Source organism: Chryseobacterium sp. JK1 (genome assembly GCF_050632815.1).
Classification (GTDB): Bacteria; Bacteroidota; Bacteroidia; order Flavobacteriales; family Weeksellaceae; genus Chryseobacterium.
This window is the reverse complement of the sequence record NZ_JBODRU010000001.1, coordinates 1-18760: the sequence shown is the minus strand read 5'-3', so window position 1 is coordinate 18760 and position 18760 is coordinate 1. Positions and strand designations below refer to the sequence as shown.

The window sequence follows — 18760 nt, the reverse complement described above, 5'->3', positions numbered from 1 at the left end:
ACTAGCTTTCTCTTCTTAAAAGATAATTGGCCAGTTCTATAAACGGCTTTTTCTTTTCTTCCGGAATATCTATTTTCTTAAGATAGCTTTGTCCGATTTCATTATGTTTTTCGATCAGGCGTAAAGCTTTTTCGTCAACTTTTGTTCTTCTGAATATCTTTTCTACTCCATAGACTTTATCAACATTTTCCGTCTTTTTAGAATACCAGTAGTCAAGTTCTTTTCTTTCTTCCTCTGTTGCATATTCCCTTGCTAAAAGATAAAGAACGGTTTTCTTATTTTCGTAGATATCTCCGGCATGTTTTTTTCCGAATTGAGCCTGATCTCCGAATACATCCAGATAATCATCCATGATCTGGAAGGCGATTCCGATATGTTTTCCGAAGTTGAAAATAGCTTTTGCATCTTTGAAATCAGCTCTTGCAATTAAAGCTCCGATCTCAAAAGAAGAAGCACTCAAAACTCCTGTTTTATAAGTAATCATTCTGATATAATCATCAAAAGTTACATTTTCCTGAGTTTCAAAATTGATATCATACTGTTGTCCTTCACACAGTAAAAGTCCTGTATGGGTAAAGATTCTGATACATGCTTTAAAAATCTCCGGTTCAAGGTCTTCAAAAAATTTATATGCTTTAAGCATCAGTCCGTCCCCTGAAAGAATCCCTACGTTGATCCCGTGTAAAGTATGAATGGTAGGCTTGTTTCTTCTTAAAGGAGCTTCATCCATAATATCATCATGAATCAGCGTGAAATTATGGAAAAACTCTATCGCCAAAGCAGGTTTTATGGCCTGTTTCAGATCTCCACCAAACAGGTCGCAAGCCATTAGGACCATAATAGGGCGAAGACGTTTACCACCATGAGAAATGATATAGTTCATCGGGTCATACAGCTCCGAAGGTTTATCTTTAAAGGTATATTTACTGATGGCGTCTGCAACAATCTGCTGGTATCTGTCTAAAAATTCCATAAAATCTTTTAATTTGAACAAAAATACGATTTTTCGAGGCTTTATAAAACAAAAAACTTTGCCCGGATGGACAAAGTTTTATATAATAATATAAATGATATTCTACGAGAAGAAAGTTACTATAAGGTAAGTAATTCCTGCTACAATTGCAGAGATTGGAATAGTTAATACCCAAGCCCAAAGAAGGCTTACTGTAATTCCCCATCTCACTGCTGAAATTCTTTTTGTTAATCCCACCCCGATGATAGAACCTGTAATGGTATGGGTTGTGGATACAGGAATCCCAAAGTGGTCTGTAATGAATAAAGTAATAGCTCCTGCAGTTTCTGCACTCACACCTTCCAATGAAGTTACTTTTGTAATTTTAGTTCCCATTGTCTTGATGATCTTCCAACCCCCACTCATAGTTCCTAAAGCAATTGCAATAAATGAAACTAAAGGCACCCAAATATAATGCTGTGCAAAATAATTGAAACGCTCTGCGGAAGGAATATCCAGGTATTGTGTATCCTGAAGCATATTAACATGATAATAAATTACCGCTGCTCCAATGATCCCCATTACTTTCTGAGCATCATTCAAACCGTGTCCTAAGCTAAACAGTGCGGATGAAGCCAACTGCAATCTTTTGAAAGACTTATCTGCTTTGTAAGGGTTTGATCTTTTATAAAGGTGAACGATGATTAAAGTAATGATAATTGAAATAACCATTCCTATAATCGGAGCCATGAAAATAAATAAGAAGATCGGAATCACCTTATCAAACTTCACAACACTCTGATGGGTCACCTGATCTGCTGCTGCTTTGACAGTTTCCCACCATCCTAAATTAGGCTGGGCAATAGCAACGGCATGATAATCCGACATGAAAGCATGCATAAGCGCTGCTCCTAAGAACCCTCCGATCAGCGTATGTGATGACGAGGAAGGAATTCCGAACCACCATGTAAGGAGGTTCCAGGCAATAGCCGCTACAAGACCGGAAAATATAACTTCAAGGGTGATAAAATTCTCGTTAACGGTTTTGGCAATTGTATTACCAATTTTGAATTCTCCAATAATGTAAGCAGCAATAAAGAAAGCTGCAAAGTTCCAAAGTGCTGCCCAAAGTACAGCCTGGAATGGAGTTAAAACTTTTGTAGAAACGATAGTTGCAATTGAGTTGGCTGCATCATGGAAACCATTGATATAATCAAAGATCAACGCCAACGCAATAATAACTACAAGTAAAATCGGAAATTCCATTTTTTGCTATGTATTGTTATCTTTTAGGCGTATTTAATCATGATGTTCTCAATTGTATTGGCAACATCTTCAGCTTTATCCGTTACGATTTCAAGATAGTTCAATACAGAAGAAACCTTAATGATGTTGATAGCATCGTTGGTTTCAAACAGCTCCACCATTGAGTTGGAAAGCAGATCATCTGCAATATTCTCAATAGAGTTTACTTTAATACAAGCTTCTTTCACCTGCTCCATGTTTTTGAATCCTTTAAGATTCTTCATAGCATTCTGAATTTCAAGACAAGCTTTGTGGATCAGTAAAGAGAAGTCTGAGTAAGCCTTCATCTCCGGAGATTTGTATAAGAAAATATATTTTGTAGAAGCGTAGATATAATCGGCGATATCATCTAATCCTGTTGCCAGTGTGTGAATATCTTCACGATCAAAAGGTGTAATGAAGTTTTTTCCCAGTTCTACGAAGATTTCGTGAGTAAGTTCATCATTTTTATGTTCGAAATCACTCATTTTCTTCAACATTGAATCGTCATTAAGATCGAAATCTTTGATTCCTGCGTTGAATTCCTCAGACATTGCAACTAGGTTTTCAGTTACCTTTTCAAAAAGTACAAAGAAGATTTTATCTTTTGGTTGAAAAGCGTGGAAAATATTACCAATTCCCATTTTTTAGTATTTATAATTCGTGTGCAAATTTCCTAAAAAAGGATCGCCCATGAAACTATATAACATTAAGTTTTGTTAACATTAGCTTACCATCTGAATATCAAACAAAAAAACCGACATTACTGCCGGTTTTGTATGGTTTAAAAAGGGATTAGTTAGCTACTTCAGCTCTCATATCTTTCCCTTTGAATTTCATGGATTGAATGTTGCTTAAAACATTGTCTTTAAACGACTTTTCAACTTCAAAGAAAGAGAATTTCTCCAAGATCTCGATATCACCGATTTCAGCTCTTTTCTTGGTTTTTCCACCAGCAGTTGCTTTGTTGATAATATCTAAAACATCAAGCTTCTTTAATTGGTCTTTTTTACCAAGGTTGAAGAAGAATCTAACCATGTTTTCATCTTTTCTTCTTGGCTTTCCACCACGATCTCTGTCTCTTCCACGATCTCCTCTATCTCTATCACGTCCTCTGTCTCTATCTCTGTCTCGTCCGCGATCTCTTCTTGAGTAATCATCATCTCTGCTGCTCAATTTCTGCTCAGCAAGATCATGTTTATCTTTGTAGTATAAAGCAAGATCTTTCAATTGGAACTGTAGTAACTGGTGTACCAATTCTTCTTTGGTAAAGTTGCTTAGATCCGGGATTAAGCTATCGTCAAATTCGAAAAGATCTTCGTGCTCCGTCAATAATTTTTCGAATACACCTCCCACCTGAGCTTTGATGATATCATCACCTGTTGGGATAAATTTTTCGTTAATTTCAATTTTCGTTGCAGATTTGATCTGCTTCAATTTTCTGCTTTCTTCAGGCTTGATCAAAGCCATAGAAATACCATCTTTACCTGCTCTACCGGTTCTTCCACTTCTGTGAACGAATACTTCCGGATCATCTGGTAAAGAGAAGTGGATAACGTGCGTCAGAGAGTTTACATCCAATCCTCTTGCTGCTACGTCTGTTGCCACAAGAATATCAATGTTCTTCAATCTGAACTTCTTCATTACCGTATCTCTCTGCGCCTGAGAAAGGTCTCCGTGAAGGGCATCAGCTGCATATCCATTCTGCATCAGGAAGTCTGCAACCTCCTGAGTTTCCATTCTTGTTCTACAGAAAATAATAGAATACTGGTTAGGATTTGCATCGATCAATCTCTTCAACGCTTCTTTTTTCTGACGGTACCCTACCACATAGTATTCGTGAGTAATGTTCTTCTTCACTTCGTTGATAGAACCTACTGAAATACGGTGAGGCTTTGTAAGGTAATTTTTGGAAATTCTTTCCACCTCTTTGTTCATCGTTGCCGAGAATAAGAAAGTTTGTTTCGTTTCCGGAGTTTCGCTTAAGATGGTTTCCAATTCGTCTTTGAAACCCATAGAAAGCATTTCATCAGCTTCGTCTAATACTAACCAATGAATAGCAGAAAAGTCTAATGCCTTTCTGTTGATAAGATCAATTACTCTACCCGGAGTTCCCACAATGATTTGTGGTTTGTCCTTCAATGATCTCATTTGCTCTACAATACTACTTCCACCATAAACCGCAGTAGTTTTGATGTCTTTCATATACTTAGAGTAATTCTTTATGTCCTTCGAAATCTGAAGACATAATTCCCGTGTCGGACAAAGCACCAATAATTGGATTTTGCGACTCGTATCGTCAATCATATCCAAAATCGGAAGCGAAAACGCTGCTGTTTTGCCTGTCCCTGTCTGCGCAAGTGCGATCAAGTCGCGAATATCTGAAAGAATAAAAGGGATAGTCTGTTTTTGGATTTCTGTTGGGCTTTCGTAGCCCAGTTCGCCAATTGCCTTAAGGATATCAGGACTTAAATTGGTTTCCGTAAATAAATTCATTAACTATTTTAAAATTTTTGCAAAGATACAATAAATATTTGATTTGTTTTTGAATAAATTTTTAAATATCCAAACTTAAATTCAGAATCCTTTAATATATTTTTAATTTTTTAAAAATTAACTCCAAAAAAATGAGCTTTACGTTAAAAAATTATTAAACATTATTTTTTTTTATTAAATTGGATTGATTTTTTCTGTCTTATTTATGAATTTTCAAAAATAAAACCATGAAACGCAAATTTTTCTTTCTGATATTCACTTTTATGGGTTTCGAAATATTTGCACAGGCTACCAACTATCCGGTCAGCTGGACGTTGGAAAATTGTATTGAGTATGCAAAAGAGAACAATATTTCGATCAATTCGCTAAGACTTTCAAAAAATTCTGCGGAACAAGACCTTCTTCAGGCAAAAGATGCCAAATATCCTAATCTGAACGGAACAATTTCTCAGGGTCTTGTTGCTTTGAACGGCGGCAATGGGCTTCAGCTCAATAGTGCACAGTCTCAAAGTATCGGAGCCAATTCTTCTATGACACTCTATCATGCAGGTTATATTAAAAATAATGAAGCTTCAAAAAATCTGCTCGTTCAGATGGCTGATTTGTCGGTACAGGAAGCACAAAATAACATTACGCTGAATATTACTCAGGCATTCCTCAATATTCTGATGACTCAGGAAAACATTGTTTCTCTGGAAGGTGTTCTGAAAACAACTCAAACGCAATTGAAACAGGGAGATCAGTTTTATAAGGCAGGAAATATTTCAAAACTCAATTATCTTCAGATTCAGGCGCAGGTTGCTCAGGATGAATATAATTTAACATCTGCTCAAAATACACTACGGACTGGTATTGTGAATTTAAAGCAAATCCTTCAACTTCCTTCGAATTACGATTTTCAAGTTGCAAAACCCGACAGTATTATAGTAAATGACCAACTGAAATCTTTACAGGAAGTACAGAATTTAGCCCAAAACCAACGCCCTGAAGTAAAATATGGTGAACTGAATGTTGAAAATTCAAATACCAGTTTAAAAATGGCTAAGGCTTCTATAAAACCTACTTTAAATCTTACAGGAAATGTTTCCACCAATTATTCCTATGGAAACGGAAACTATTTTAATCAGCTCGGAAACAGTTTTTATATGCCCATTGGTTTAAGCCTTGGAATTCCGATTTATAATAACAGAATTTATAAAACCCAGATTGAAAAATCAAAAATTGCCATCGAACAGGCCAACCTGGATTTACTAAATACCAAAACTGTTCTTAATCAGCAGGTGGAGCAATCTTATATCAGTCTGCAAAATGCTTTATCACAGTTTGATTCTGCTTCCAAACAAATGAATCTCTATCAGCAAAGCTACGACATCATGAATGCACAGATGAAAATAGGCAGCATAGATTATGTACAGCTTCAGCAGCAGAGACTTCTTTACATACAGTCTATTCAGAATTATCTGCAGGCCAAATACACTGCAGTCCTCAATAAACAGATCTACGAGTTTTATGCAGGTAATCCTATAAATCTAAAGTAAGCTATGAAAACAAAGAATAAAAAATGGTTGTACTGGGTTGTGGGCGGCATCATTGTGATAGGTGCAGTCTGGTTTTTCTTCATCAGAGAAAAAGAAATCAAGATTCAGCTGGAAACCGTGAAACCTGAAATGGGTGAAATTTCCAATTCTATTACAGCTACAGGAACCATTCAGCCCGTAGATACTGTTGCCGTGGGTACGCAGGTATCGGGAATCATCAAAAATATCTATGTTGATTTCAATTCAACGGTAAAGAAAGGTCAGCTTCTTGCTACTTTAGATCCTGATCTTTTACGATTTCAGTCGGAACAGTATAAAGCGAATTTACAAAACGCGAAAAGCAACCTTGCGTATAATGAAATCAACATTAACAGACAATCTCAGCTCTACAAGGTTGGCGCTATCAGCAAAGCTGATTTTGACAATGCCACCAACCAGTACAATATGGCCAAGGCACAAGTAGGTACTGTAACCGCTCAGCTTTCCACCGCAAATAAAAATCTCTCGCTTACCTACATTTATTCTCCCATAGATGGAACCGTACTCAACAGAAATGTAAGTGAAGGACAGACTGTGGCTTCAAGTTTCAGTACACCTACCCTGTTCAGTATTGCCAAGGATCTGACTAAAATGCGGGTAAGAGCTTCGGTGGATGAAGCAGATATCGGAAATGTTCAGGTGGGTCAGAAAGTAACTTTTACCGTGGATGCTTTTCCGGATGAGACATTTAACGGCCAGGTTTCTGAAGTTCGTCTCCACCCTACCGTATCGTCTAATGTAGTTAACTATACAACTATCATCAATGCAAATAATTCCGAACTGAAGCTTAAACCGGGAATGACGGCCAATATTACGATATACACTCAGGTTTTGGAAAATATCATGAAAATTCCTGTTGCAGCGACTAGTTTCAGGCCAGACAGTATAATCATCAAAAAGTATAAAGTCAATTCACCTTTTGCTAATGGTAAAAAGCATGAAAAAGGCCAATGGAAGAAGCATGAAAAAGGTAAAGGAACAGAGAAGAAAAATGAAGCAGGTGTTTGGGTTATTGCAAAAGACAGTACAATTTCCCGCAAAAGGATCAAAACCGGAATGGACAACGATACTGAAATACAAGTCGTTTCCGGCTTGAGTAAAAATGATAACATCATTACCGGATATAAGGTTCTTTCTAAAAAAACTTCCAGCAATGGACAGGCAAAAAGTCCATTCATGCCTCAAAGACGAGGTGGCGGCAATAACAACAGAAATGGCGGCGGTGGCGGTGGCGGGCCACGATAAAAAACTTTTAAGTTTGAAAGTTTTTAGTATTCATTTTCAATTTTAAACTAAAAAAGGTATGGCAGAAAAAATTCTGGAGATCATGGATCTTAAAAGGGAATTCAGGATGGGTGAAGAGATTGTTCATGCTTTAAAAGGGGTTACATTTTCAGTAGAAAAAGGAGAATTTGTAACCATTATGGGAAGCAGCGGCTCAGGAAAATCTACCTTACTCAACATTATCGGATGTCTGGATAAGCCTTCAGGTGGTGATTATATTCTGGATGGTGTCAATATTAAAAACCTTGACCGTGATGAACTTGCGATTTTGAGAAATCAAAAAATAGGTTTTGTTTTTCAGTCATACAATCTTTTACCAAGAACTACGGCAAGAGAAAATGTAGAGCTTCCTCTTCTTTACAATTCAAAAGTTTCTACTGAAGAGCGCCATGAAAGGACTTTGGCTGCACTGGCTGCCGTAAAACTGGAAAGCAGAGTTGACCACTTCCCAAATCAAATGTCAGGAGGCCAACAGCAAAGAGTAGCAATTGCCAGAGCTCTGGTGAATGAACCTGTAATGATTCTTGCTGATGAAGCTACTGGAAATCTGGATACAAGAACATCCTATGAAATTATGGCATTAATGCAGGATCTTCACCATCAGGGCCGAACCATTGTTTTTGTAACTCATGAACCTGACATTGCCACTTTCAGCAGCAGAACTGTCACTTTACGGGATGGAAAGGTTATTAAAGACGTTAAAAACGATAATATAAAGTCAGCAAAAGAGGCTTTAGAAAATCTTCCGGTTAACGATGATTATAAATAATTAAACAAAAAAAACACTGCAATGAACCTGTCAAACCTCTTCAGAATTGCATGGAGAGCACTTTTACGAAACAAGCTCCGTGCATTTTTAACAATGCTTGGGATCATTATTGGAGTAGCTTCTGTTATTGCAATGACTGCTATTGGAGAAGGTTCGAAAAAGAGTATCAGCGACCAGCTTTCTTCCATGGGATCGAATATGATCACCATACGTCCATCCAGTAATGTGAATGTATCGGGAGGAGCTAGAATTGGCGCTTCAGGATTACAAACCTTAAAACCAGTAGATGCTGATGCTATTTCCAAAGGGGCCCCGGATGTATCTTATGTTTCTCCTGCTGTACAGACCAACGGGCAATCCATCAGTGGACCCAATAACTGGCCTACCCAGCTTCAGGGGGTCAATGAAGAGTATTTTAAAATCAGAGACTGGAATATTGCCGAGGGTAACCTTTTTACTAAAAAAGATGTTTCTTCATCCAATAAAGTATGTCTTTTAGGCCAAACGGTTTATACTAATCTGTTTCCGAATGGTGAAAGTCCGATAGGAGCCATTATAAGATTTAATAAAGTTCCTATGAAAGTGATTGGTATTCTTTCAGCAAAAGGGTCGAATGCTTTCGGTCAGGATCAGGATGATGTGATCATTGCCCCGTTTAATACTGTTCAGAGAAGATTTCTGGGAATTACTTATGTACAGACTATTTATGCAGCTTCAACGAATGAGAATACTTCGGAACAGGCTACCGATCAGGTTTCCGAAATTTTAAGAAAGCAGCATAAATTACCCACTGATGGAAGCAATGATGATTTCAGCGTAAGAACCCAGGCTGAGCTTATTTCTACGATGAGCTCTACCAGCCAGCTTCTTACTGTACTTTTGTCAGCCATTGCGGGAATATCGCTTATTGTCGGAGGAATCGGAATCATGAACATCATGTACGTTTCTGTTACAGAAAGAACAAAAGAAATTGGACTGAGAATGTCTATTGGAGCCAGAGGAAAAGATATTTTGTATCAGTTTCTTATTGAAGCGGTAATGATCAGTATCACAGGTGGAGTTCTTGGAGTTATTTTAGGCATTCTTTCCTCAGAGCTGGTAACTTTCTTTTTATCGTGGCCTACTTTTATTACCGAATCGTCTATCATTATTTCATTTATTGTCTGTGCTGTTACAGGCGTGTTTTTTGGTTATTATCCGGCTTTAAAAGCGTCCAAACTAGATCCTATCGAAGCATTGAGATATGAATAGTTTTTGTACATTTGATCAGCAAATAATCTGCAACTCCAAAAACACTTATGCAAAATATGTCAGCAAGCATTTCTTCCAAAACGTTTGATTTCCTAAAAAAGTTAAGTAAAAATAATAACCGCGAGTGGTTTAATGAAAATAAAGATCAGTATACTGAAGCTCAGCAAAATGTAGTTTCTTTTCTGGATGATCTCATTAAAGAAATGTCAGATTTCGATGAAGAACTTGCCAAGATCGACGGTAAAAAATCATTATTCAGAATTTATCGTGATACGCGTTTTTCAAAAGACAAATCTCCTTATAAAACCAATTTCGGAGCTTCTCTGGGAATGGGAAAAGGAAATCAGAAAGGAGGTTATTATCTTCACATGGAACCAGATAAATCTTTTTTGGCAGGTGGAATTTACATGCCTGAGTCCTCTGTATTGAAAGAAGTTCGAAAAGAAATTTCTTTGTATGGCGAAGATTTTCTTAAAATTATCAATCATAAAGATTTTAAAAAGCATTTTCCGGAACTGAATCAGGATGATAAACTCAAAAAGGTTCCTCAGGGTTTTGAAAAGGAAGATCCGATGGCAGAGTATTTAAAGCTTAAAAATTTCATTGTGGTTTATCCACTAAAAGATGAAGAGGTTTTGGATAAAAGTGCAGTAAAAAATATGAGTAAGGTTTTCAAACTGATAAAACCTTTTAATAACTTTTTGAATGCTCCTTTTCTTTAGATTTATTTGTTTATAGATTTTTTTTAACCACAGATGACACGGATTTTCACAGATGATTGGGGAAATTTTTAGATATCCTTTTCTTTATATTTATTTGTTTTCTTTTTTTGACCACAGATTACACGGATTTTCGCAGATGATTGAGCATATTTTTTGAGTGAAATAATTATATTTTCGGGTTTCGCTGACCTTGCAGGTGATTCTACTTCTTTAAACAGCAATCTCCATGTGAGCTTGTTTATACTCAGGTTGTAAGTCTACAATTTTTTTCAAATAACTTGTCCGGGGTATGGAAGCGTCTCTGGAACAAATTGAAAACCTATTAAAAAACAGTTTATTACGAAAGCAACATGAAATATTTCCTGTTGAAAATCAGGATATTATAATTCACATTTTTTAAGATAAGTTTTACTTTTTTGTTTATCTTTGCTGTTCGTCAAAAAGTTAAGGATGTCTTTATACCAAAAAATCGCAGAAAAGCTACAATATATAAGTCCGAGTTTTTACAAAAAAAGATATTTTAAGAGCTTAAACAATCTTAATAAAGATAATTTTTCGGAACGCAATGTAGAACCGGAACTGGTATGGATCAAAGAATACCTTTCCAAAAATGCTGTAATACTGGACATTGGGGCAAACGTGGGAAGTTTCCTTTATCAACTGGAGAACAAACTGGATCATGAAAATATTTATGGTTTTGAGCCCAATAAGAAACTTTATCGCCGTTTAAAAAGACTTTTCCCTGCCATGAGGATTTTCCCTCTTGCACTTTCTGACGAAAATATGATTGCAGAATTTAAAGTTCCTATCATCAATGGAAAAACTATTGCTTCCCGCGGTACTTTAAATACTTCTTACAAGGAAAAAGGCGAAGAAAAAAGCTATACTGAAAAAGTAAAAGTAATAAAGCTGGACGAATGGGCAGCACTGGAACATTTCACCAGACTGGATTTCATCAAAATAGATGTTGAAGGTAATGAAATGAAAACCCTTTGGGGAGCTAAGGAAACCATCAAAATGTTTCAACCTACTTTAATGGTTGAAATGGAACAAAGACACCACCAAACACCAATATGGAATGAAATCTCTGAAGTCATAAACTGGGGATATGAAGCTCAATATCTGAATAGAAACAGCTTCACTCTGGAAACGCTTACAGAAGACATTTTATTGCAAAACACAAACGACGAAAAAAATAAAACTCAGTACATCAACAACATCATTTTTATACCTAAAAACATTTAAAACAACTTTATGAGTGTAGTAGCGAGACAAGGCTTCAAATATTCCATTATCGGTTATATTGGTTTTTTGCTGGGCACAGTTTCTGCAATATTTATTTTCCCGAATGACTTTGAATTTTACGGAAAGTTGCGCTACAGTATGCAAACCGCAGAAATGCTCGTTCCTTTTGTTGTTTTTGGTATTTCTTATGCGAATGTAAAGTTTTTTAATGCTTTGCAGAAAGAAGGAAAAAATCAGAATATGCTTTCATTATCTCTTGTGACAGTTCTGATCAATTTTCTCATTTTTGTTACTGTATTTTTTATTCTCCCCTATTTTTATCCCAAATTTGTACATTCGGAAGCGTGGAAAATAAAAAAAATTATATTACCCTTAATTTTAATTTTATCACTTTGCGCTATTTTCAATAAGTACACTTCAAATTATAAAAGAATTGTCGTCTCCAATATCTTTGACAATCTTTTCCCTAAAATAGCCAACCTGGGTGCTTTCTGTCTTTTTTTCTATTTTTCTCTATCCCAAAATATCGCACTGGCCTTTTTCTTTGGAATATTTACGCTCATGCTGTTCGGGTATATTTATTATACCAATAAACTGGAAAAAATAAAGTTCGACATCAGTACAGATTATTTCAAGAAAGATCATTTTTGGAAAGAATTCCTAAACTACAGCTTCTTCGGGTTTCTTGGAACGTTTGGAAACTACCTAGCAATCAACAGTTTCATGATTGGCGAATTTATGGGAATGGAAGAAAACGGGATCTATTCCGTTCTGTATGCTTTGATTTCTCTGATTTCAATACCGCAATTGGGATTATTCAATATTTCAGCCCCTATTATCAGTAAAAATCTTGCTGACGGAGATATGACAGGGCTGGACAGATTTCATAAAAAGACCTCATTAACGCTCTATTTTTTGGGAGCAGTTCTATTCTCATGCATTATGGTAGGATTTCCTTATCTGACCCAGTTTATGCCTAAAAACGGAACAATGCTCAGAGAATATGAACCGGTAGTATGGATCTGGGGATCTGCTGTATTGGTAGATCTGGCAACAGGATTTAACGGAAATATCATCTCACTTTCAAAGTATTACAGATTCAATATTGTGGTCATGCTTTTACTGGCAGGTTTAACGATTGGTCTCAACTATTATTTCATCAAAAACACAGATCTGAAATTGATCGGAATTGCTCTGTCTACAGCAATTTCCCTTACCATATACAATGTTATCAAGATTGTTTTCAACTATATTGTTTTCAAAGTTTCACCTCTTACGATTGAAATGATCTTCGTATCTATCATCTGTACGCTAGCTATTACTGTAGCTATTGTATTGCCTAATTTCAATAATAATTTCATTAACCTGATCTACAAGCCTTCTGTTGTTTTGATATTGATCTACATCGGAAATTACTTCACCAAGATCTTCCCGGTTGAAGAATATCTAAATATGAAATTTATCAAGAGTATTTTTAAGTTTAAGTAAAAAAAAATACTACATTCGCAAATATTATACAAACAGATTAACCGAGTATTGTATAATATGAAATTGGTATGACTCAGAAACAACAACACCCATCTGATGATGATAAGCATCCTAAACAAGATTTTCAGGTAGAGCGCTTAGCTTTTTTTAGTGATGCAGTTTTCGCAATTGCTATTACTCTTCTTATCATAGAATTTAAAATTCCGCATATCACCAAAGAAACCACTTTCGATAATGCCTGGGGACAGTTAGTTGAGCTTAAATACAATCTGTTTGCTCTTTTATTGAGCTTTTTTCTCATTGTAACCTATTGGATGCGTCATCATTTTCTATTTAAGCATATTCATAATTACAATAAGCAAATTGTGATCGCCAATATGATCATGCTGTTACCTATCATCTTCTTTCCTTTTACTACTGCTTTTTTTGCTGAGAGTGTGGATAATAAGAATGTTGTTATATTAGCATTTAGATTTTTCTTATTAAATCATATTCTTGCGGGAGGAACCATTTACACCCTTTACTGGCTTGCAATTGTAAAACATAGAGAATATTCTTTCGAAATGACTTTAGCAGAAAGAAAAGAATTCACTTCTGACCTGCTATTCACAACAATTATTTTTTCCGTTATATTTTTAGTAACGTTTGTAACGAACAATGTTCAGACTGTTTTATTTATATTTCTTGTCTGTGGATTATCAAAAAAATTATTTGATACCTTCGTGAAAAACAAAATCAAAAAAGCGTAATTATTGAGTAAGATTATTCAAAATACTTTCCAGATTTTTTAAAACCTGTTTTTTACTATATTTTGTTTGAAAATCAAAATTGACCATTGATAATTTACCACACTGCTCAAGAATACTTTCTTCTTCCGGAAGAATAAATTCCAGATTTGACAGATAGTTTTTTGGAAAAACAGCCAGTTTTCCATACTTAATGGCATCACCAAGGTTTCCTGTCATTTTAGTCAATCCATAGATTTCTTTCATGCTGAAAAATTCTGTATCCTGCTGAATCGGGCACCATAGAACATCTGCTTTCTGCATCCATTTTTCAAATTCTTCGGAAGAAACTCTTTCAGAAAAGTAAGTAACTTCAATATTCTTAGAGAGCCTTTCAGACAGATTTTCTAGTTGTTTCAACTCATGTCCACTTGCCTTTCCAAGGAACACAAATTGGCAGGGTTTATCAGTATTGAGTTTCTGAATGGTTTCAAAAATATAGGCATAGTCTCTTCTTTTCTGCGAAACCCCTCCAGGAATCACCACTACAAGATCTTCATTTTTTATTTTGTCAAAATCTCTTGTATAAAACAGTGGCAAAAACTGATATCTCTCTGAAATTAATGACTCATCCAATACAAACAGAGAGCTAGAGGTCTTATAAGCTCTGGATTTATAGAATAACCCTTCTTTCAGCCATAGCTTTAATCTGAAAATAGTATCTCCTTTGAAAATACTTTTCATCAAATCCGGCTTTGAAGCTTTTATAAAATTGAGATTATGGGTAATAATTCCTGTATTGTACTTTTTTGTTATCGCTAAAAATGTATTAAAATAACGATGCACCGTTCCTATAACAACCAGATCATATTCTTTTTCTTTTAACTGATCCAGAATCATAGAGCTATCCGACAAAAATACATTTTCATCATTATGATTGACCTGATCTTTTATTCTTTTTGAAAAATAATAGTCTACTGAAAAATCCTGAGAATCTCCCATAATATCCATGAAAGCCTGGGCAATTTCTGCGTGGGTATCGATTTCTATGTAAGCTATTTTTTTCACTAATTTTCGGGAATTAATCTTATGAGTTTTGGCTAAAGCCAATGGATTTTATTTTTTATTAAACGGGTTAAAATCAGTTTGTATTGATGAATACTTACAATGATAAAAAACACATTCTACATTTTCAACCATTTCTTTTTCAACATTCTCCAACGTTGATCGTTAACAATTCCCTGTTCTTCTTTGGTAATTTTAAGTTCTAATTTCTGTGATCTGCAGCTTTCATACGCCTTAATAATATCGAAAAAAAATGAAGCAGATTTGCTTTTCATCGATTCTTTTGAAGAGGCAATATAAGCCAGAAACCTGTTCAGTCCTAAAAAATAAAAGTATCGGCCATAGTAATCGGCAGGACGTATGGTGTAATCGGCTCCTTTTACTTTAATCAGTTTTACGTGAAGTTCCGGAAGAACAACTTCTTTCCACCCTAAATTTTCAAGCAGGATTGAATCTATATTATCCCAGCCTAAAGTTTCCCTTAAGCCACCCATCTGAACAAAACATTCTTTACGATATGCTTTCATTGGACCTCTCACATGATGTTTGTTGGAATTCCCTTCATATACCCATTCTCCATCCTTTTCTACGTACAACAGTCCGCCAACAAGTCCATATTCGGGATTGTTTTTAAAAGTATCTTCTATTTTTTCCAGATAATTTTCCGGTAAGATAATATCAGCATCAAATTTACAGATGATATCAAATTCATTTATATTTTGAGTCTGAAATCCGTTTTTAAAAGCATGAACAACTTTAGAACCCGGCTGATGTTGAGATTTCTGAAGATTGATAGTTTCAAAACGTACGTCTGTTTCCGTATATTTTCGGATAACTTCAGGAGTATTGTCTGTGGAACCGTCATTTACGATTATGACTTTAAAATCTTTGCTGTATTGCTGTTGTAAAGAATCAAGAGTAAATGAAAGATTGTCTTCTTCGTTATGAGCAGGAATTATAATTAAAAACCTCACGAATTATAGTATAAATGATGAATGATAAGTGATAAATGACCTTATGTCCGATCATTTATCACTTATTGTTTTTTTATTTATTATGCGGTTTCAGCATATTTTTAGGATCAAGGATTTCATCGAGTTTCTCTTGAGAAAGAATTCCTTTTTCCAAAACAAGATTGTAAACACTTTTTCCTGTTTCCAAAGCTTCTTTAGCGATTTGTGTAGACTGCTTGTAACCGATATATGGGTTAAGAGCCGTCACAATACCAATACTGTGCTTCACCATATTCAGACATACTTCTTTATTGGCAGTAATTCCTACTACACACTTGTCACGAAGCGTATCTAAAGCGTTGCAAAGGAAGTTGATATTTTCCATGATAGCATGAGAAAGTACCGGCTCCATTACGTTAAGCTGTAACTGACCTGCCTCTGCAGCAAAAGTTACCGTAAGATCATTTCCGAATACTTTAAAACAAACCTGATTCACAACTTCCGGAATCACTGGATTTACTTTACCTGGCATAATAGATGATCCCGGCTGCATTGGCGGAAGATTGATCTCAAAAAGGCCTGCTCTTGGTCCGGATGAAAGTAATCTTAAATCATTACAGATCTTAGATAGTTTAACAGCCAGACGCTTTGTTGCTGAAGAGTAAATAACATACGATCCTGTATCTGGAGTCGCTTCCACTAAATCCGGTGCTGAAACAATAGGGAATCCTGTAATTTGTGCCAGATTTTTAGCACAAAGTGTTGCATATCCTACCGGAGCGTTTAATCCTGTTCCGATAGCAGTAGCTCCCATATTTACTTCTACAAAAAGGTTGGCATTATTGTTCAGTTTGGAGATATCTTCTTCCAAAGTAGCAGCATATGCTTCAAACTCCTGTCCCAAAGTCATTGGTACCGCATCCTGAAGCTGCGTACGTCCCATTTTGATAACATCATGAAACTCCTGCCCTTTTGCACGGAAAGCCGCAATAATTTTTTCAAGTCTTTCTACAAGTCCAATATTCATCTGCAGCAATCCCATTTTGATTGCGGTAGGATAAGCATCGTTTGTTGACTGGGAAAGGTTGATATGGTCATTAGGTGAACAGAATTCGTATTCTCCTTTGTTTTTCCCTAGTTTTTCCAGTACAATGTTGGCAATAACCTCATTCGCATTCATGTTGATGGAAGTTCCTGCCCCTCCCTGAATCATATCTACCGGAAATTGGTCATGATATTTCCCTTCTACAATTTCATCACACGCTTCAGCTATTTTGAAATACAAGTTTTCGTCAAGAAGTCCCAATTCATAATTGGTTTTCGCCGCTGCCTTTTTTACAAAAGCCAGACCCCTGATAAAGTCCGGATAAGAAGACAAAAGCTGTCCTGAAATCTTAAAATTGTTGATAGCTCTTTGTGTCTGAACCCCATAATAAGCATCTAAAGGCACATTCAGTTCGCCTAATAGATCGCTTTCTTTTCTGAAATTTTCCATTACAGATATTTTACTGTTTTTGATCGTTTAAAGATAGCAAAAACGCATCTAACCGATGCGTTTTAATTTGAATTATTTTACTGGATATTTTTGATTTAAAGCTTGCAGTATTGCCCAGGTTTCAGCGTCCATCATTCCATCATAATTTTGAGGGCGGTAATGGTACTGAAAGGCTTCGATTGTCTTTTTGGTGGCATCATCCCATTTTCCACTAAGGTCCAATCCATATCCGAACTTCTGTAATGTAGTCTGAACAAGGAAAATAAAAGACGGATCGGCGTATCTTGTGGCAAAATCCGCCTGTGCAATGGTAAAGAAATTTTGTTTAGCCATCTCGTCATACCACATCCCAATCTGGTACTCATCGTAAAGTTTTTTCCATGGGAACATTGGACCAGGATCCTGTTTTCTTGTAGGAGCAATATCTGAATGTGCCAGTACATTGGTTGCAGGAATCTGATATCTTGTGACAATATCCTTTGCCAAAGCCGCTACTTTTTTCACCTGCTCATCATTGAATGGGGCAAATATTCTTTTTCCTGTACCGTCTGTAGAATAACCGGCATTTACAATTTCAATTCCAATTGAGGTATCATTAAGGTTTTTATCGTTTCTCCATGAACTTACCCCCGCATGGTAAGCGCGTTTATTTTCATCTACCAATTGATAAATCTCGTTATCTCCGGTATTATTAACTAAATAATGAGAGCTTACAGCCTGCTGAGTAAGAACTGTAATTGATTTATCGTCCGGTAATGCTGTATAATGTAATATTAAGTAACGCTGTCTGAAATTTTGTGCAACGGCCGGAAAATACGTTTTCACCACTTTATATCCACCTGGTTTTGCAGATACGATAGAACCATAGCTAGCCGTATTATCATTTTTGGTAGGGTCTGCTATATTAGTAGTAAAAAAATCGACTCCATGATCGGAAACCACTTTTGGTTTTTGAGCTGTCGGCTGTTGTGTTTCAACAGTCGGTTTGGCCTGTGTTACCGGGGTTTTCGGTTTGTAAGAATTTTTTTTCACATTTTGTTGGGAAGTACATGAAAAAACAAAAGTGCTTAATCCGATGATATATAATGTTTTACGCATCAGTTTGGTTTTTGAATGGTTTATTACTTCAAAAATACACAAAATTTTCTTGAATTTTATTTGGTAAATAAAGAAATCTATTCTATATTTGCACTCGCAATAACGGAACAACGATCATTAAAAAATAAACAAAAAGGAGGGTTGCCAGAGTGGTTAATGGAGCAGTTTGCTAAACTGTCGACGCGAAAGTGTCGCAAGGGTTCGAATCCCTTACCCTCCGCTCATTTATATATTCGGGGCGTAGCGTAGTCCGGTCATCGCGCCTGGTTTGGGACCAGGAGGTCGCAGGTTCGAATCCTGCCGCCCCGACTGTTTTAGTAGTTTTCTCAAAACTACTCAATGGGTGCGTAGCTCAG

At 36.1% G+C, this 18760-nt stretch carries 16 protein-coding genes and 2 tRNA genes; 10 read left to right on the top strand and 8 right to left on the bottom strand.

Annotation, left to right across the window (positions count from 1 at the left end; genetic code table 11):
- Nucleotide 1: 1 nt before the first annotated feature.
- The 4 genes from ACQ76T_RS00090 to ACQ76T_RS00075 form a co-directional block, all read right to left on the bottom strand.
- Nucleotides 2–973, bottom strand: coding sequence for a polyprenyl synthetase family protein (locus tag ACQ76T_RS00090; protein WP_431341326.1), 972 nt, complete (start codon nt 971–973; stop codon nt 2–4).
- A 102-nt stretch (nt 974–1075) separates the two neighbouring features.
- On the bottom strand, nt 1076–2218 hold the full coding sequence (locus ACQ76T_RS00085) for an inorganic phosphate transporter (protein WP_431341325.1): 1143 nt from the start codon (nt 2216–2218) through the stop codon (nt 1076–1078).
- A 23-nt stretch (nt 2219–2241) separates the two neighbouring features.
- Nucleotides 2242–2880: a DUF47 domain-containing protein gene (locus ACQ76T_RS00080; protein ID WP_065393534.1), complete on the bottom strand. Its 639-nt coding sequence runs from the start codon at nt 2878–2880 to the stop codon at nt 2242–2244.
- Nucleotides 2881–3031: 151 nt separating this feature from the next.
- The gene (locus tag ACQ76T_RS00075; RefSeq protein WP_431341324.1) at nt 3032–4732 is read right to left on the bottom strand and encodes a DEAD/DEAH box helicase; all 1701 of its coding nucleotides are present in this window, start codon (nt 4730–4732) and stop codon (nt 3032–3034) included.
- Nucleotides 4733–4959: 227 nt separating this feature from the next.
- Here ACQ76T_RS00075 and ACQ76T_RS00070 point away from each other — a divergent pair, with 227 nt between their 5' ends.
- The 8 genes from ACQ76T_RS00070 to ACQ76T_RS00035 all read left to right on the top strand — a co-directional run bounded on the left by ACQ76T_RS00070 (nt 4960) and on the right by ACQ76T_RS00035 (nt 13817).
- Complete coding sequence (locus ACQ76T_RS00070; protein WP_431341323.1) at nt 4960–6270, top strand: TolC family protein; 1311 nt, start codon at nt 4960–4962, stop codon at nt 6268–6270.
- Nucleotides 6271–6273: 3 nt separating this feature from the next.
- Nucleotides 6274–7554 (top strand): efflux RND transporter periplasmic adaptor subunit, encoded by a 1281-nt coding sequence (locus tag ACQ76T_RS00065; protein ID WP_431341322.1) that lies wholly within the window; start codon nt 6274–6276, stop codon nt 7552–7554.
- A gap of 58 nt (nt 7555–7612) precedes the next feature.
- Nucleotides 7613–8362 (top strand): ABC transporter ATP-binding protein, encoded by a 750-nt coding sequence (locus tag ACQ76T_RS00060; RefSeq protein ID WP_431341321.1) that lies wholly within the window; start codon nt 7613–7615, stop codon nt 8360–8362.
- A 21-nt stretch (nt 8363–8383) separates the two neighbouring features.
- Nucleotides 8384–9613 (top strand): ABC transporter permease, encoded by a 1230-nt coding sequence (locus tag ACQ76T_RS00055; RefSeq protein ID WP_431341320.1) that lies wholly within the window; start codon nt 8384–8386, stop codon nt 9611–9613.
- A 56-nt stretch (nt 9614–9669) separates the two neighbouring features.
- Nucleotides 9670–10335, top strand: a complete 666-nt coding sequence (locus ACQ76T_RS00050; protein ID WP_431341319.1) for a DUF2461 domain-containing protein — start codon at nt 9670–9672, stop codon at nt 10333–10335.
- Between the two features lie 450 nt (nt 10336–10785).
- Nucleotides 10786–11580, top strand: coding sequence for an FkbM family methyltransferase (locus tag ACQ76T_RS00045; protein ID WP_431341318.1), 795 nt, complete (start codon nt 10786–10788; stop codon nt 11578–11580).
- A gap of 9 nt (nt 11581–11589) precedes the next feature.
- Nucleotides 11590–13068, top strand: coding sequence for a lipopolysaccharide biosynthesis protein (locus ACQ76T_RS00040; RefSeq protein WP_431341317.1), 1479 nt, complete (start codon nt 11590–11592; stop codon nt 13066–13068).
- A 68-nt stretch (nt 13069–13136) separates the two neighbouring features.
- Nucleotides 13137–13817, top strand: a complete 681-nt coding sequence (locus ACQ76T_RS00035; RefSeq protein ID WP_431341316.1) for a TMEM175 family protein — start codon at nt 13137–13139, stop codon at nt 13815–13817.
- Here ACQ76T_RS00035 and ACQ76T_RS00030 read toward each other — a convergent pair whose 3' ends face one another.
- From ACQ76T_RS00030 to ACQ76T_RS00015, 4 genes are all read right to left on the bottom strand, one after another.
- Nucleotides 13818–14861 (bottom strand): hypothetical protein, encoded by a 1044-nt coding sequence (locus ACQ76T_RS00030; protein ID WP_431341315.1) that lies wholly within the window; start codon nt 14859–14861, stop codon nt 13818–13820.
- A gap of 116 nt (nt 14862–14977) precedes the next feature.
- The gene (locus ACQ76T_RS00025; RefSeq protein WP_431341314.1) at nt 14978–15832 is read right to left on the bottom strand and encodes a glycosyltransferase; all 855 of its coding nucleotides are present in this window, start codon (nt 15830–15832) and stop codon (nt 14978–14980) included.
- A 73-nt stretch (nt 15833–15905) separates the two neighbouring features.
- A complete protein-coding gene (gene aspA / locus ACQ76T_RS00020; RefSeq protein WP_431341313.1) occupies nt 15906–17306 on the bottom strand; it encodes an aspartate ammonia-lyase in 1401 nt (466 codons plus the stop codon).
- 72 nt (nt 17307–17378) lie between these two features.
- On the bottom strand, nt 17379–18404 hold the full coding sequence (locus ACQ76T_RS00015; protein WP_431341312.1) for an N-acetylmuramoyl-L-alanine amidase: 1026 nt from the start codon (nt 18402–18404) through the stop codon (nt 17379–17381).
- 135 nt (nt 18405–18539) lie between these two features.
- Between ACQ76T_RS00015 and ACQ76T_RS00010 the strand changes: the two genes are divergently transcribed.
- Together ACQ76T_RS00010 and ACQ76T_RS00005 are read left to right on the top strand one after the other, a co-directional pair.
- Nucleotides 18540–18624: transfer RNA gene (locus ACQ76T_RS00010), tRNA-Ser, on the top strand.
- Between the two features lie 14 nt (nt 18625–18638).
- Nucleotides 18639–18713 (top strand) — tRNA-Pro (locus ACQ76T_RS00005).
- Nucleotides 18714–18760 lie beyond the last annotated feature (47 nt).

Excerpts from the sequence above, each read along its gene's own strand:
- ACQ76T_RS00015 (WP_431341312.1), bottom strand. The coding sequence starts at position 18,404 with ATGCGTAAAACATTATATATCATCGGATTAAGCACTTTTGTTTTTTCA.
- ACQ76T_RS00065 (WP_431341322.1), top strand. The coding sequence starts at position 6,274 with ATGAAAACAAAGAATAAAAAATGGTTGTACTGGGTTGTGGGCGGCATC.
- ACQ76T_RS00080 (WP_065393534.1), bottom strand. The coding sequence starts at position 2,880 with ATGGGAATTGGTAATATTTTCCACGCTTTTCAACCAAAAGATAAAATC.
- aspA (WP_431341313.1), bottom strand. The coding sequence starts at position 17,306 with ATGGAAAATTTCAGAAAAGAAAGCGATCTATTAGGCGAACTGAATGTG.
- ACQ76T_RS00055 (WP_431341320.1), top strand. The coding sequence starts at position 8,384 with ATGAACCTGTCAAACCTCTTCAGAATTGCATGGAGAGCACTTTTACGA.
- ACQ76T_RS00060 (WP_431341321.1), top strand. The coding sequence starts at position 7,613 with ATGGCAGAAAAAATTCTGGAGATCATGGATCTTAAAAGGGAATTCAGG.
- ACQ76T_RS00090 (WP_431341326.1), bottom strand. The coding sequence starts at position 973 with ATGGAATTTTTAGACAGATACCAGCAGATTGTTGCAGACGCCATCAGT.
- ACQ76T_RS00085 (WP_431341325.1), bottom strand. The coding sequence starts at position 2,218 with ATGGAATTTCCGATTTTACTTGTAGTTATTATTGCGTTGGCGTTGATC.
- ACQ76T_RS00070 (WP_431341323.1), top strand. The coding sequence starts at position 4,960 with ATGAAACGCAAATTTTTCTTTCTGATATTCACTTTTATGGGTTTCGAA.
- ACQ76T_RS00050 (WP_431341319.1), top strand. The coding sequence starts at position 9,670 with ATGTCAGCAAGCATTTCTTCCAAAACGTTTGATTTCCTAAAAAAGTTA.
- ACQ76T_RS00045 (WP_431341318.1), top strand. The coding sequence starts at position 10,786 with ATGTCTTTATACCAAAAAATCGCAGAAAAGCTACAATATATAAGTCCG.
- ACQ76T_RS00075 (WP_431341324.1), bottom strand. The coding sequence starts at position 4,732 with ATGAATTTATTTACGGAAACCAATTTAAGTCCTGATATCCTTAAGGCA.
- ACQ76T_RS00035 (WP_431341316.1), top strand. The coding sequence starts at position 13,137 with ATGACTCAGAAACAACAACACCCATCTGATGATGATAAGCATCCTAAA.
- ACQ76T_RS00040 (WP_431341317.1), top strand. The coding sequence starts at position 11,590 with ATGAGTGTAGTAGCGAGACAAGGCTTCAAATATTCCATTATCGGTTAT.